The organism is Acidovorax sp. FW305-C-20-28 (assembly GCF_058783375.1).
The window spans coordinates 19,117-32,100 of the sequence record NZ_JBYSYM010000019.1 but is presented as its reverse complement, the minus strand read 5'-3'; the positions used below and the strand labels follow the sequence as shown (position 1 = coordinate 32,100).

At 68.6% G+C, this 12,984-nt stretch carries 13 protein-coding genes; 8 read left to right on the top strand and 5 right to left on the bottom strand.

Translation table 11 applies throughout. The annotated features are described in order from the left end of the window. Window positions 1-46 precede the first annotated feature (46 nt). The 3 genes from AC3WOH_RS20975 (at window position 47) to AC3WOH_RS20965 (ending at window position 3,753) form a co-directional block, all read left to right on the top strand. Window positions 47-850, top strand: a complete 804-nt coding sequence (locus AC3WOH_RS20975) for a ferritin-like domain-containing protein (protein ID WP_492231265.1) — start codon at window positions 47-49, stop codon at window positions 848-850. Between the two features lie 242 nt (window positions 851-1,092). Beyond that, window positions 1,093-2,364, top strand: a complete 1,272-nt coding sequence (locus tag AC3WOH_RS20970; protein WP_492231264.1) for an EAL and HDOD domain-containing protein — start codon at window positions 1,093-1,095, stop codon at window positions 2,362-2,364. Window positions 2,365-2,472: 108 nt separating this feature from the next. After that, on the top strand, window positions 2,473-3,753 hold the full coding sequence (locus AC3WOH_RS20965) for an EAL and HDOD domain-containing protein (protein WP_492231263.1): 1,281 nt from the start codon (window positions 2,473-2,475) through the stop codon (window positions 3,751-3,753). Between the two features lie 65 nt (window positions 3,754-3,818). Here the strand turns inward: AC3WOH_RS20965 and AC3WOH_RS20960 are convergent, their stop codons facing one another. From AC3WOH_RS20960 to AC3WOH_RS20945, 4 genes are all read right to left on the bottom strand, one after another. Then, on the bottom strand, window positions 3,819-4,835 hold the full coding sequence (locus AC3WOH_RS20960; RefSeq protein ID WP_492231262.1) for a Bug family tripartite tricarboxylate transporter substrate binding protein: 1,017 nt from the start codon (window positions 4,833-4,835) through the stop codon (window positions 3,819-3,821). 16 nt (window positions 4,836-4,851) lie between these two features. Further along, window positions 4,852-5,814, bottom strand: coding sequence for a Bug family tripartite tricarboxylate transporter substrate binding protein (locus AC3WOH_RS20955; RefSeq protein ID WP_492231261.1), 963 nt, complete (start codon window positions 5,812-5,814; stop codon window positions 4,852-4,854). Between the two features lie 38 nt (window positions 5,815-5,852). Further along, window positions 5,853-6,752 (bottom strand): site-specific tyrosine recombinase XerD, encoded by a 900-nt coding sequence (gene xerD / locus AC3WOH_RS20950; RefSeq protein WP_492231260.1) that lies wholly within the window; start codon window positions 6,750-6,752, stop codon window positions 5,853-5,855. A gap of 71 nt (window positions 6,753-6,823) precedes the next feature. Continuing rightward, window positions 6,824-7,786: a tripartite tricarboxylate transporter substrate binding protein BugE gene (locus AC3WOH_RS20945; protein WP_492231259.1), complete on the bottom strand. Its 963-nt coding sequence runs from the start codon at window positions 7,784-7,786 to the stop codon at window positions 6,824-6,826. Window positions 7,787-7,908: 122 nt separating this feature from the next. Between AC3WOH_RS20945 and AC3WOH_RS20940 the strand changes: the two genes are divergently transcribed. Together AC3WOH_RS20940 and AC3WOH_RS20935 are read left to right on the top strand one after the other, a co-directional pair. Further along, the gene (locus AC3WOH_RS20940; protein WP_492231258.1) at window positions 7,909-8,817 is read left to right on the top strand and encodes an AEC family transporter; all 909 of its coding nucleotides are present in this window, start codon (window positions 7,909-7,911) and stop codon (window positions 8,815-8,817) included. A gap of 29 nt (window positions 8,818-8,846) precedes the next feature. Then, window positions 8,847-9,461 carry a GDSL-type esterase/lipase family protein gene (locus tag AC3WOH_RS20935; RefSeq protein WP_492231355.1) on the top strand — a complete coding sequence of 205 codons (615 nt, stop codon included), beginning with the start codon at window positions 8,847-8,849 and terminating at the stop codon, window positions 9,459-9,461. On the opposite strand, the gene queG is transcribed toward AC3WOH_RS20935, so the two are convergent. After that, window positions 9,413-10,492 carry a tRNA epoxyqueuosine(34) reductase QueG gene (gene queG / locus AC3WOH_RS20930; RefSeq protein ID WP_492231257.1) on the bottom strand — a complete coding sequence of 360 codons (1,080 nt, stop codon included), beginning with the start codon at window positions 10,490-10,492 and terminating at the stop codon, window positions 9,413-9,415. The genes AC3WOH_RS20935 and queG overlap by 49 nt on opposite strands. A gap of 12 nt (window positions 10,493-10,504) precedes the next feature. Here queG and tsaE point away from each other — a divergent pair, with 12 nt between their 5' ends. From tsaE to AC3WOH_RS20915, 3 genes are all read left to right on the top strand, one after another. Then, window positions 10,505-11,044: a tRNA (adenosine(37)-N6)-threonylcarbamoyltransferase complex ATPase subunit type 1 TsaE gene (gene tsaE / locus AC3WOH_RS20925; protein ID WP_492231256.1), complete on the top strand. Its 540-nt coding sequence runs from the start codon at window positions 10,505-10,507 to the stop codon at window positions 11,042-11,044. 4 nt (window positions 11,045-11,048) lie between these two features. After that, window positions 11,049-12,503, top strand: a complete 1,455-nt coding sequence (locus AC3WOH_RS20920) for an N-acetylmuramoyl-L-alanine amidase (protein WP_492231255.1) — start codon at window positions 11,049-11,051, stop codon at window positions 12,501-12,503. A gap of 99 nt (window positions 12,504-12,602) precedes the next feature. Further along, window positions 12,603-12,935 (top strand): cupin domain-containing protein, encoded by a 333-nt coding sequence (locus AC3WOH_RS20915; RefSeq protein ID WP_492231254.1) that lies wholly within the window; start codon window positions 12,603-12,605, stop codon window positions 12,933-12,935. Window positions 12,936-12,984: the final 49 nt, after the last annotated feature.

Genomic DNA, 12,984 nt, shown 5'->3' with positions numbered 1-12,984 from the left:
AAAGCGTTTGCAGCGTTGCGCAAAGGCAGGGCCTAGAATTGTAAGGATGGAGCTACGCCAACGTGCACTGCAGGTCTTGTGCCTTGCAGACCCTGAGCAAAAAGCGGCGCAGTCGCTGAGCCTGCACGCGCAGGCAGCTCATCTTTCAATAGCAGAAAAAGCCCCTCTCGGCCCCTCGGATCCCCTGGTTCTGCCAGGCCGCCCCGAGTGCCCGGTGCTGCTGCGCCATACCGAAGTGGCACGCCGCTCCCCGGCCACGCCCGAAGGCCGGGCCATCCTGCTGCATGCGATTGCCCACATCGAGTTCAACGCCATCAACCTGGCGCTCGACGCCATCTGGCGCTTCGACGGCATGCCCGGCGCCTACTACCTCGACTGGCTGCGCGTGGCCGCCGAGGAAGCCACCCACTTCGGCCTGCTGCGCGACCACCTGCGCGCCCACGGCCACGACTACGGCGACTTCCCGGCCCACCAGGGCCTGTGGACCATGTGCGAGAAGACGCAGCACGATGTCGTGGCGCGCATGGCCCTGGTGCCGCGCACGCTGGAGGCGCGCGGCCTGGATGCCACGCCCCAGATCCAGCGCAAGCTGCGCCAGGTGGGCACGCCCGATGCCCTGGCGGCCGTGGACATCCTGGACGTGATCCTGCGCGACGAGGTCGGCCATGTGGCCATCGGCAACCACTGGTACCGCTGGCTGTGCACGCGCCAGGGGCTGGAGCCCGAGGCCCATTACGGCGTGCTGGTGCGCCAGTACGAGGCGCCCCGCCTGAAGCCCCCCTTCAACGACACAGCGCGCCGCGCGGCCGGTTTCACCGATGCCGAGCTCGCGTGGCTGCAGCAGGGCTGACATGAAACACCCCCTGAGTCGCTTCGCGCCTTCCCCCTCTCTCGACTCGCTGCGCGAGTCGGGAGGGGGACGCCCCCAGTGCGGCGGGGCGGCCCTTGCACGGGGGCACTGGCTTTGGCCGCGCCAGTTTCATGCCCTGCGGGCAGCACGCAGCGCTGCGGACAACCGAGATGCCTGATGACTCGCTCTAGAATGACCCGAGCCCTTTCGTCCCCCATGTCCAGCCAACGCATCCACGATCCATGTCCACCCATCCTGCCAATGGAAGAACCTACCCCGCCAGCACAGCCGCTGGCCAGACGTCCGTGGCAATGATCGCGCGCCAGGCCATCGTCAATGGCCAGCAGGTCGTGGTCGGCTACGAGCTGTTCAACCGCTCGCGCACCGAGACCTCCCACACGGCGGCCAGCGACGTGATCCTGATCTTCAATGCCCTCTCGCATGCGGGCACCGAAGAGCTCGTGGGCAAGAAGCTGATCTTCGTGAACTGCACGCACGAAAGCCTCTCGGGCGGCCACCTGGAGCTGCTCGACCCGGACAAGGTGGTGCTGGAGATCCCGCCCCTGGGCCACGCGGCCGCCGACGAGGTGCAGGCGCGCCTGCCCATCCTCTCGGGGCTGCGCGAGCGGGGCTTTCACCTGGCGTTCAACCACACGGTGCTGCAGTCGACCTACGCCCCCTGGCTGCCGCTGGCCGACTACATCAAGCTCGACCTCTCGGTGCTGGCTGCGGACCAGCTGGCGGTGCTGATCAGCTACGCTGGACGCCACTCCCAGGCCGAACTCATCGCCGAGAAGGTGGAAACCGCCCAGCAGTACGACATGGTCTCCACCCAGGGCGTGCAGATGTTCCAGGGCTACTGGTTCGCGCGCCCGGCCCTGGTCGAGGCCAAGCTGCTCACGCCGGCGCAAAGCAGCATCATCCAGCTGATCAACCTGGTGCGCCAGCAGGCCAGCACCGACGAAATCGAGGAAGTGCTCAAGAAGGATGCGGGCCTGGCCTTCAACCTCATGCGACTGATCAACTCGGCCGGCTTCGGCATGAACCGCGAGATCACCTCCTTCCGCCAGGCGGTGATGCTCATGGGCCTGAAAAAGCTCTTCCGCTGGGCCGCCCTGCTGCTCACGGCCTCGCGCACCAGCGGCGCGCCCTCTTCCGTGGGCCAGACGGCCGTGGTGCGGGGCCGCCTGATGGAGCTGCTGGCGCTGGAGACGCTGCCGCCTGACGAAGCCGACCAGGCCTTCGTCGTGGGCATCTTCTCGCTGCTGGATGTGATGCTGTCCATCCCCATGGAATCGGCCATCGGCCTGCTCAACGTGCCCGAGACCTCCGCCGCCGCGCTGCTGCGCCGCGAGGGCTTCCTCGGCGACCTGCTGACCCTGGCCGAAGCCTGCGAGTCGAGCGACGACGCCGTGTTCCACCGCGCCGCCGGCACCCTGCACCTGACCAGCCAGCAGATCAACCTGGCCCACCTGCAGGCCCTCGCCTGGGCCGATCAGCTGACCGAGGATTGAGATTGACCCCCACGAAGGAATGGCGTGCAATTTGCATACAGAAGGATTGCGACAGCGGGTCTAGAATCTGACCCGTAGCTTCCATTGCCTATTCCTATCCAAGCGCCCATGTCGACCACCCCTGAACAAGCCGCCTCCGAAGTCGACCCGACCCAGGAGAACGTCGAAGACAGCAACCTGGCCATCATTGCGCGCCAGCCCATCGTGGACCAGCACCGTGCCGTGTATGGCTACGAGCTGTTCGACCGCTCCACCGCTAGCGCCTCGCACACGGCAGCCAGCGACGCCGCCCTGCTGTTCAACGCCCTGTCCTACGCGGGCACCGAAGCCCTGGTCGGCAAGAAGACAGTCTTCATCAACTGCACGCACGACAGCCTGGCCGGCGGTCACCTGGAGCTGATCCACCCCGAAAAGGTGGTGCTGGAGGTGCCCCCGCTGCCCGACAACGCGACCCAGGAAGAGATCGACGGCCGCGTGCCCGTGCTCGAAGCCTTGCGCACCCGCGGCTTTCGCCTGGCGTTCAACCAGAATGCGCTGCGCCGCGCCTATGCCAACTGGATGCCGCTGGCGGCCTACATCAAGCTCGACATGCAGGCCTTCAAGCCCGAGCTGGCCGCCCCCCTGGTCAAGTTCGCCGGCAACTACGCCAAGGCCACGCTGGTGGCCGAGAAGGTGGAGACGCCCGAGCAGTTCAAGATGATGTCCGACCTGGGCGTGAAGCTGTTCCAGGGTTTCTGGTTCGCCAAGCCTTCGCTGGTCAAGGCCACCACCATCCGGCCCTCGCAGGCCACCATCATCCAGCTCATCAACCTGGTGCGCAAGCAGGCCAGCACGGCCGAGATCGAGGACCTGCTCAAGAAGGACCCCACGCTGTCCTTCAACCTGCTGCGCTTCATCAACTCCTCGGGCTTCGGCCTGTCGTGCGAGATCACCTCGTTCCGCCACGCGGTGATGATCCTGGGCCTGAAGAAGCTGTTCCGCTGGGCCGCCCTGCTCATGACCACCTCGCGCGCCGATGGCTCGCCGCCGGCCGTGGGCCAGACCGCCGTGGTGCGCGGCCGCCTGATGGAGCTGCTGGCCACCGAACTGCTGCCGCCCGAGGAATGCGACAACGCCTTCGTCGTGGGGGTGTTCTCGCTGCTGGACACCATGCTCAACGTGCCCATCGAGAAGGCCCTGGAATCCGTGGCCCTGCCCCAGCCCGTGACCGACGCGCTGCTGCACAACACCGGCGTGTTCGCCCCCTTCCTGGAGCTGACCAAGGCCTGCGAGAGCGGCGACGAAGTGGTGTTCGCGCGCACGGCCGAGGCCCTGCACCTGTCGAACCGCCAGGTCAACTGGGCCCACCTGCAGGCGCTGACCTGGGCCGAAAGCTTGAACGCTGACTGAGCCTGCGCGGAGCACAAGAAAGGGGAGCCTCGGCTCCCCTTTGTCATTCCAGCGTGGTCAGCTCGTCATTGGCCCTTGATGCCCGCTGCGCGGATGATGCGCAGGTTGGCCTCGGATTCCGCGGCGATGCGCTTGCCGAAGTCGGCCGCCGTACCGCCCAGGGGCACGTTGTCGGAGGCATCGAGCTTGGCGCGCACGTCGGGCAGGGCCAGCACCTTGTTGATCTCGGCATTGAGCCGGGCCACCACGGCCGCCGGCATGCCCGCGGGCGCGAACACCCCGAACAGCGAGGACAGGTTGGCCGCGCCCTGGCCCAGCTCGGCCAGTGTGGGCACGTCGGGCAGGGTGTCGAGCCGGTCGGGCGCGCCCACGGCCAGGGCCTTGAGCTTGCCGGCCTTGATGTGCTGCAGTACGGCCGGCCCGGCATTGGTGGACAGGATCTCGAACTGGCCGCTGAGCGCATCGTTCATCTGCTGGCCACCGCCCTTGTAGGGAATGTGGGTCATCTGCACGCCGGCGGTGTGCATGACCTGCTCGAGCATGATGTGGCCGAGCGAGGCCTGGCCCGAGGTGGCCCAGCGGATGCTGCCCGGCTTGGCCTTGGCCTGGGCCAGCAGGTCACGGAAATCGCGCGCGCTGCTGGCCGGCGTGCCCAGCAGCAGCACGGGCGAGTACATCACGGTGGCCACGGGCACGATGTCCTTGGCCGGGTCGAACGGCGAGGCACCGAGGTGCGGATTGAGCGCCAGCGGGCTGATGGCCGCAAAGCCCAGGGTGTGGCCGTCCGTGGCCTTGGCGACCGCATCCATGCCGATGCTGCCGCTGGCCCCGGCCTTGTTCTCGATCACCACGGGCTGGCCCAGCGCGGGCGCCAGCTTGTCGGCCAGCAGGCGCGCCACCACATCGCTCACGCCGCCCGCCGGGTAGGCCACCACGATGCGCACCGGCCGCGTGGGCCAGGCGGGCGCCTGGGCCCGTGCCAGGCCAGGGACCAGCGCTGCCGCCGCCACCCCGCATGCCGCCATGGCCAGCGCAGCGCGCCGGCCTCCATCCACCGTGTTCTCGATTGCCATCGTCTTCATTTCCTGTTGTCGTCTGTCAGTCCAGCTGCAGCTTGCGCTCGCGTATCAGCTTGGCCCATTTGTCATTTTCGCCTTTCACGAATGCCGTGAACTCCGCAGGGCCGAGGGGGTGCACCTGGGCCCCGGCGGTCGCGAACTTGGCCTGGATATCCGGCTGCGCCAGCACCTTGGCCAGTTCGGCCGAGAGCCTGTCGACCACCTCGCGCGGCATGCCGGCCGGGCCGACCAGGCCCTGGAAGCCCACGGACTCCATGGCGCCCAGGCCCAGCTCGCGCACGGTGGGCACATCGGGCAGCTGCGGGTCACGCTGCGCACCGGTGACAGCCAGGGCCTTGAGCTTGCCGCCCTTGATCTGCGGCAGCAGCACCGTGCCGGCGTCGATCAGCAGCTGCGTCTGTCCGCCGATCAGCTCCTGCAGGGCCGGGGCACTGCCCTTGTAGGGCACATGGGTGATGTCCATGCCGATGGCCTGGTTCATGAGCTCGCCGTTGAGGTGGGTGGAGGTGCCCGCCCCGCCCGATGCGAAGTTGACCTTGCCGGCGTTGGCGCGCGCCCAGGTGACCCATTCCTTCAGGTCCTTGGCAGGGTGGGCCGGGTAGGTCACGGCGATGTAGCTGCCCTGGCTGATCTGGCCGATGTAGGTGAACTGCTTGAGCGGGTCGTAGGGCAGCTTGCGCTGCAGGTACGGCGCGATGGCGAAGGGCCCGGTATTGGCCAGCAGGATGGTGTAGCCGTCGGGCTGCGCGCGCACCAGTTCGCCAGCGGCCAGCAGGCCGCCCGCGCCGGGCTTGTAGTCCACCACGATCTGCTGCTTGAGGGCTTCCTGCAGCGGGGTCTGGACCGTGCGTGCCGCGAAGTCGATGCCGCCACCCGGCGGGTAGCCCACGACCAGGCGGATGGGTTTGGCGGCGGGCCAGGCCTGGGCCAGTGCCAGGCCGGCGCTGGCCAGCAGCAGCGCTGCGATCAGGGGCTTCTTCATGCGTTGTCTCCTTCTTGGTGTGTGGATCGCTGGATGCATCAGCCACGCGGGTGGTGCTGCGCGTGCAGGGCCTTGAGCCGCTCGCGCGCCACGTGGGTGTAGATGGTGGTCGTGGAGATGTCGGCGTGCCCGAGCAGCAGCTGCACCACGCGCAGGTCGGCACCGTGGTTGAGCAGGTGCGTGGCGAAGGCATGGCGCAACGTGTGCGGCGACAGCGGCGTGGTGATGCCCGCCACGGCCGCCCATTTCTTCACGATGACCCAGAACATCACCCGCGTCATGCCGGCACCGCGCTGGGTCACGAACAGGTCATCAGTCTGCTGCCCCCCGAGGATGGTGCCGCGCGCCTCGGCCAGGTAGCGCTGCAGCCACTGGCGCGCCTCCTCGCCAAAGGGCACGAGGCGCTCCTTGCTGCCCTTGCCGGTGACGCGCAGCACGCCTTCGGCGAGCCCCAGCTGGAAGGTCTTGAGGGTGACCAGCTCGGTCACGCGCAAGCCGCTGGCGTACATCAGCTCCAGCATGGTGCGGTCGCGCAGGCCCAGCGGGTTGCCGATGTCGGGTGCGGCCAGCAGGGCCTCGACCTGGGCCTGCGACAGGGTCTTGGGCACGCGCAGGGGCTGGCGCGCCGCCTGCAGGCGCACGGTGGGGTCGGCATGGATGCGGCGCTCGCGCAGCGCCCAATGGAAGTAGCGCCTGAGCACCGTGAGGCGCCGGTTGGCCGAGGTGGCACGGGTCTCGGCGTGGCGCGCGGCGAAATAGTCCTGCAGGTGCTGCTCGGCCGTGCCATCGAGGGCCAGTTCGGCATGGTGCTCGGCCAGCCACTGCGCATACAGCGTGAGATCGCGCCGGTAGGCGGCCAGGGTGTTGCGCGACAGGCCGTCCTCCAGCCACAGGGCATCCACGAAGGTATCGATCGCATTCAGGCTGGTGGTGAGCATGGAAAAACGATAGCACGTAAAAAAGCCGCCCGGACTCCGGGCGGCTCTTGTGCGGGACAGGTCTGCAGCGCTTATTCCAGCGACAGCTTCTGCTTGGCGACCACGTCCTTGTAGACAGCGAACTCGGCCTTTATCTGCTCGGCGAACTGCTCGGGCGTGTTGCCGATCACGATGGAGCCGGTGTCCTCGATGCGCTTCTTCACGGCCGGGTCTTCCAGGGCCTTGCGCACGGCGGCGTTGACCTTGTCCACCACCTCCTTGGGCAGGCCCTTGGGGCCCAGGATGCCGTAGTAGGCCATGCGGTTCACGGGCTCGAGGCCCATTTCCTTGAACGTGGGCACATTGGGCAGGGCCGCCACACGCTGGGGTGCCGCGACCACGATGGGCACCAGGCGGTTTTCCTTGATGAAGGGCAGTGCCGAGGGCAGGTTGTCGAAGATCATCGGCACCTGGCCGGCCACCGTGTCGTTGAGCGCCGGGCCTGCGCCGCGGTAGGGGATGTGCGTCACGAAGGTGCCCGAGAGGCTCTTGTACAGCTCCATCTGCAGGTGGCCGATGCCGCCCGTGCCCGACGACGAGTACGAGTACTTGCCCGGCGACTTCTTGAGCTCGGCCACATAGGCCTTGTAGTCCTTGGCCGGAAAGCTCGGGTGCACCGCGATGATGTTGGGCGTGGCCGCGATGTTGATGATGGGTGTGAAATCCGTGATCGGGTTGTACGGCGTCTTGGGGTTGATGGCGGGATTGGCCGCCGTGGTGGACACCGTGGCCACGCCCAGGGTGTAGCCATCGGGCGCCGAACGTGCGGTCTCGCTGGCCCCCACGATGCCGCCGCCACCAGCCTTGTTCTCCACGATCACGCTCTGGCCCAGGGCCTTGCCCAGCGGGTCGGCGATCACGCGCGCGATGATGTCGGTGGTGCCGCCAGGGGCAAAGGGCACCTGCAGCTTGATGACCTTGTTGGGGTAGCCCTGGGCTGCGGCAGATCCTGCGGCAGCCACCAGCGTCAGCGCGAGCCATTGGCGACGTTGCATTGATTTCTCCTGATGGTGGTTTACTTGGTGGTAGCCAATGGTATGCGCAATGCCGGGCACGCCCCCTATGGATTCCACATAGGGGCTTACCCGCAGGCAGCCACAGCTTGGTTTATCCTCGAATGGTGAACTATGCCCAGCTCCTGCTCCCCGATTTCTCCTTGATCCTGTGCGGTTATCTGGTGTGCCGCTTCACCCCGCTGAACCGCTCGGTGTGGCAGCCGGTCGAGAGCCTGGTGTACTACCTGCTGTTCCCGGTGCTGCTGTTCCAGTCCATCGTCAAGAGCCCGGTGGACATCGGCGCCGCCTCGGGCCTGATCGCCGCGGGCATGCTCACCGGCGTGGCCGGCATCGCGCTGGCCTACAGCCTGCCGCGCTGGCCGGTGCTGGGCAAGCACCTGGACCTGCGCGACCACGCGGCCAGTGCGCAGATCGCGTTTCGCTTCAATTCCTTCATCGGCCTGGCCATTGCCGAGCGGCTCGCGGGCGCCCAGGGCCTGTTGATGATCGCCGTGCTGATCGGCGTGTGCGTGCCGCTGTTCAACGTGGCGGCCGTCTGGCCCATGGCGCGCCAGGGCGAGCATGGCTTCTTGCGCGAGCTGGTGCGCAACCCGCTGATCGTGGCCACCGTGACGGGCCTGGTGGCCAACCTGCTGGGCTTTCGCATCCCGGGCTGGATCGAGCCCACCGTCACGCGCATCAGCGCGGCCTCCCTGGCCCTGGGGCTGATGGCAGCAGGCGCGGGCATGCAGTTCGGCCTGCTCACGCGCGGCAAGGCGCTGAGCGTCTCGGTGCTGGCCATCCGCCACCTGGTGCTGCCCGTGATCGCCTTCGGCATGGGCCGGCTGTTCGGCCTCAACCCCGTGCAGACCACGGTGCTGCTGGCCTTCTCGGCCCTGCCCACGGCCAGCACCTGCTATGTGCTGGCCGCGCGCATGGGCTACAACGGTCCTTATGTGGCCGGGCTGGTGACCTTGTCGACCGTGCTCGGGGTGGTCAGCCTGCCTTTCGCGCTGGGGGTACTGCGGTGAACGGCGCCCCTGCCCTGGCGCGCAGGCGCATGCTGGCAGCAGGCGCCCTGCTGGCACTGGCAGGCTGTGGGCGCAAGCCGCCGCGCGCCCAGGCCATTCCGTCCGGGGCCTCGGTGCTCGCGCTCGGTGATTCGCTGACCGCGGGGGTGGGCGCATCGGCCGACAGCGCCTACCCCGCCGTGCTGCAGCGCCTGACTGGCTGGAAGGTGGTCAATGGCGGCATCTCGGGCGACACCTCGGCCCAGGCCCTGCAGCGGCTGCCGGACCTGCTGCAAAAGCACCAACCCGCGCTGGTGATCGTGGGCATCGGCGGCAACGACTTCCTGCGCCGCCAGAGCGCCAGCGCCACGCGCGCCAATGTGCGCCGGATCTGCGAAGACGCGCGGGCGTCCGGTGCCCAGGTGCTGCTGGTGGCCGTGCCGGAGTTCACGGTCATGGCCACGCTGGGCCAGTTGAGCGACCACGCGATGTACGAAGAGATCGCCAGCGAGCTCAAGATCCCCCTGCACCGCAAGGGATGGTCCCGCGTGCTGGCCGATGCGGCGCTGCGCTCCGACCAGATCCATGCGAATGCGGCGGGGTACGAGCGTTTCGCTCAAGGGCTGGTGGACACGCTCCGGGAGGCGGGACTGCTGGCGGCCTGAGCCAGCGCCCAGGCCACGTGCTCGCGCACCAGCGGGCTGGCGTCCTCGGCGCGCGACTGCAGCGCCGCGCGCACGCCCTCATCCCCGCCCAGGCGCAGTGCGTTGCCCAGGGCCACGGCGACGTTGCGCAGCCAGCGCTCATGCCCGATGCGACGGATCGGCCCGCCCTCGGTCATGCGCAGGAAGGTGGCCTCGTCCCAGGCGAACAGGTGCACCAGCTGCTGGCCCGACAGGCCGGCGCGTTCGTCGAAATCGGGCAGGCGGCTCACCTGCGCGAACTTGTTCCAGGGGCAGGCCAGCTGGCAATCGTCGCAGCCATAGATGCGGTTGCCCATGGCCGCGCGGAACTCCAGCGGAATCGGGCCGCCATGCTCGATGGTCAGGTAGGAGATGCAGCGGCGTGCATCGACCCGGTGCGGCGCGACGATGGCCTGCGTGGGGCAGATATCGATGCAGGCGCTGCAGCTGCCGCAGTGCGCCGTGACGGGCGCGCTCTCGGGCAGGGGCATGTCCACATAGATCTCGCCCAGGAAGAACATCGAACCGGCCTCGCGGTTGAGCACCAGCGTGTGCTTGCCGCGCCAGCCCTGGCCACTGCGCGAGGCCAGTTCGGCCTCGAGCACGGGGGCGGAGTCGGTGAACACGCGGTGGCCGAAGGGCCCCACGGCCTCGGCGATGCGGTCGCTGAGTTTTTGCAGCCGCGCGCGCAGCACCTTGTGGTAGTCGCGCCCCCGGGCATAGACCGAGACGATGGCCTCGCCCGGGCGCGTGAGGCGCGACAGCTCAGCCTCCTGCCAGCCTTCCATGGCCTTGCCGCGCGGCAGATAATCCATGCGTGCCGTGATCACGCTCACGGTGCCGGGCACCAGCTCGGCCGGGCGGGCGCGGCGGGTGCCATGCGCGGCCATGTAGTGCATCTCGCCATGGAACCCCTGGGCCAGCCACTGCATCAGACCGTCTTCGGCGGCAGACAAATCCACCCCCGCCACGCCGATTTGGGAAAATCCCAGCTCGCGGGCCCACTCCTGCATTTGAGGAACGAGTTGACTGTTGCACCACATACCGGCCAGATTGTAGAAAGCCCCGCGGCCAGCGCCGCCGGGCAAAGCCCTCGCACCTGGCGCTGGCACGGCGAGGACGATACCGCCGCCTTCGCGCAGCGGCTGGCTGCCCAGCCGCAGTTGCTGGCCAGCGCCTTCCTCACCCTGCACGGCGACCTGGGCGCCGGCAAGACCACGCTGGTGCGCCACCTGCTGCGCGCCCTGGGCGTGCAGGGCCGCATCAAGAGCCCCACCTATGCCGTGGTGGAGCCGCACGAGGCCCCGGGCCTGGCGCCCCATTCCAGCACCGTCTGGCACTTCGACTTCTACCGCTTCGACGATCCGCGCGAATGGGAAGACGCCGGATTCAGGGACATTTTTGCCAACCCGGGCCTCAAGGTGGCAGAATGGCCGGAAAAGGCCGCAGCGCTGACCCCGCCTGCCGACCTTGCTATACACATTGAAGCAATTGACGACACCGAAAGGCAAGTGACCGTGCACGCCCCTACTGCCGCCGGCCAGCGGCTGCTGCAAGGACTCTGAACGAATGAAGCTGCCCCCCCGCCCGGCAACACGCCAGCCCTCCCGCCGCACGCTGCTGCAGACGGGCAGTTTGGTGCTTTTGCTGGGCATGCAGGAAATTGCCCGCGGCGCCACCATCCTGGCCGTGCGCGTCTGGCCCGCCCCCGAATACACGCGCGTGACCATCGAGTCCGACGGCAAGCTGGTCGCCAAGCAGTTCTTCGTGACCACGCCGCCACGCCTGGCCGTGGACATCGAGGGCATCGACCTGAGCCCCGAACTGCGCGAGCTGGTCGCCAAGGTCAAGCCCGACGACCCGAACATCGCGGGCATCCGCGTCGGCCAGAACGCGCCCAATGTGGTGCGCCTGGTGGTGGACCTCAAGCAGGCGGCCCTGCCCCAGGTGTTCACCCTGCCCCCGGTGGCCGCCTACCAGCACCGCCTGGTGTTCGACCTGTACCCGGCCGCGCCGGTGGACCCGCTGGAGGCCCTGATCGCCGAACGCCTGCGCGAGACCTCGGGTGGCCGCAGCAGCGCGGCGCCGGCGGTGGCGGCCGCGCCGGCGCGCCCTCCCGTCCCCGCGCCCGCACCGCCCTCGGCCGAGAGCGACCCCCTGGGCGACCTGATCGCCCAGCACGCCAACCGCCCGGCCCCCCAGGCACCTCTGGCGCCGCCCGATCCGGTCCCTGCGCCGCCCGCGGTGGCGGTGGCACCGCCGGCCCGAGGAGGCGGCAACAAGGCCACGGCCACGCAGACCGATCGCATCATCATCGTGGCGCTGGACCCCGGCCACGGCGGTGAGGACCCCGGCGCCATCGGCCCCGGCGGCACGCGCGAGAAGGACGTGGTGCTGCGCGTGGCCCACCTGCTGCGCGACCGCATCAACGCCACCACCGTGGGCGGCAACCCCATGCGCGCCTTCCTCACGCGCGACGGCGATTTCTTCGTGCCCCTGGGCACGCGCGTGGAGAAGGCCCGCCGCGTGCAGGCCGACCTGTTCGTGAGCATCCATGCCGATGCCTTCACCACCCCCGCTGCGCGCGGCGCCAGCGTGTTCGCGCTGAGCCAGAGCGGCGCATCGAGCACGGCCGCGCGCTGGCTGGCCAACAAGGAGAACCAGGCCGACCTGGTGGGCGGCCTGAACGTGCAGAGCCAGGACCGCCATGTGCAGCGCATGCTGCTGGACATGAGCACGACGGCGCAGATCAACGACAGCCTCAAGCTCGGCAGCGTGCTGCTGGGCGAGATCGGCAACATGGCCAAGCTGCACAAGCCGCGCGTGGAGCAAGCCGGCTTTGCCGTGCTCAAGGCGCCCGATATCCCGAGCGTGCTGGTCGAGACCGCCTTCATCAGCAATCCCGAGGAAGAGGCCAAGCTGCGCAGCCCCGCCTACCAGGTGCAGCTGGCCGATGCGCTGATGCGCGGCATCACGCGCTACTTCGCCCGCAACCCGCCGCTGGCACGCAGCCGCTCGGTGTAGGCCATCGCCGCCTTGGGGTGGGCACGGCTTGCTTCAAGCCGCCTTCGCAGGCACAGTGGGAGCCATCGCAGCCCCACGACAACGGTGAAGGAGAAGAGCATGGCACTGCCCCACGCACAATCCGGAGAAGTGGCCAGCGTGCGCCCCCTGGGCGCGCAACTGGCCCAGGCCACCACTTCGGCCATCCTCAAGGCCGGCCAGTTGGAGGTGATGCGAGTGGTGCTGCCCACGGGCAAGTCCATGCGCGAACACCAGACCCCGGGCGAAGCCACCGTGCAGTGCCTGGAAGGCGCCGTGGAATTCCATGCCGGCGATTCCGTGCAACTGCTGCAGCCCGGTGACTTCGTGCACCTGGCGCCGCGCTCGCCCCACGCGCTCAAGGCCGTCAAGGATTCATCGCTGCTGCTGACGATCTGCCTGCTGCCCGGTTAGGGCCTGTTCACACAAAGTCCGCATCCAACGGGCTGCGAGCCGTCAGCGG

What these genes read in the sequence shown, in the direction of transcription:
- AC3WOH_RS20940 (WP_492231258.1), top strand. Translation starts at nt 7,909, where the DNA reads ATGGTGAACTATGCCCAGCTCCTGCTCCCCGATTTCTCCTTGATCCTG.
- AC3WOH_RS20975 (WP_492231265.1), top strand. Translation starts at nt 47, where the DNA reads ATGGAGCTACGCCAACGTGCACTGCAGGTCTTGTGCCTTGCAGACCCT.
- AC3WOH_RS20920 (WP_492231255.1), top strand. Translation starts at nt 11,049, where the DNA reads ATGAAGCTGCCCCCCCGCCCGGCAACACGCCAGCCCTCCCGCCGCACG.
- AC3WOH_RS20960 (WP_492231262.1), bottom strand. Translation starts at nt 4,835, where the DNA reads ATGAAGACGATGGCAATCGAGAACACGGTGGATGGAGGCCGGCGCGCT.
- AC3WOH_RS20970 (WP_492231264.1), top strand. Translation starts at nt 1,093, where the DNA reads ATGTCCACCCATCCTGCCAATGGAAGAACCTACCCCGCCAGCACAGCC.
- AC3WOH_RS20945 (WP_492231259.1), bottom strand. Translation starts at nt 7,786, where the DNA reads ATGCAACGTCGCCAATGGCTCGCGCTGACGCTGGTGGCTGCCGCAGGA.
- AC3WOH_RS20965 (WP_492231263.1), top strand. Translation starts at nt 2,473, where the DNA reads ATGTCGACCACCCCTGAACAAGCCGCCTCCGAAGTCGACCCGACCCAG.
- AC3WOH_RS20915 (WP_492231254.1), top strand. Translation starts at nt 12,603, where the DNA reads ATGGCACTGCCCCACGCACAATCCGGAGAAGTGGCCAGCGTGCGCCCC.
- xerD (WP_492231260.1), bottom strand. Translation starts at nt 6,752, where the DNA reads ATGCTCACCACCAGCCTGAATGCGATCGATACCTTCGTGGATGCCCTG.
- AC3WOH_RS20955 (WP_492231261.1), bottom strand. Translation starts at nt 5,814, where the DNA reads ATGAAGAAGCCCCTGATCGCAGCGCTGCTGCTGGCCAGCGCCGGCCTG.
- AC3WOH_RS20935 (WP_492231355.1), top strand. Translation starts at nt 8,847, where the DNA reads ATGCTGGCAGCAGGCGCCCTGCTGGCACTGGCAGGCTGTGGGCGCAAG.
- queG (WP_492231257.1), bottom strand. Translation starts at nt 10,492, where the DNA reads ATGCAGGAGTGGGCCCGCGAGCTGGGATTTTCCCAAATCGGCGTGGCG.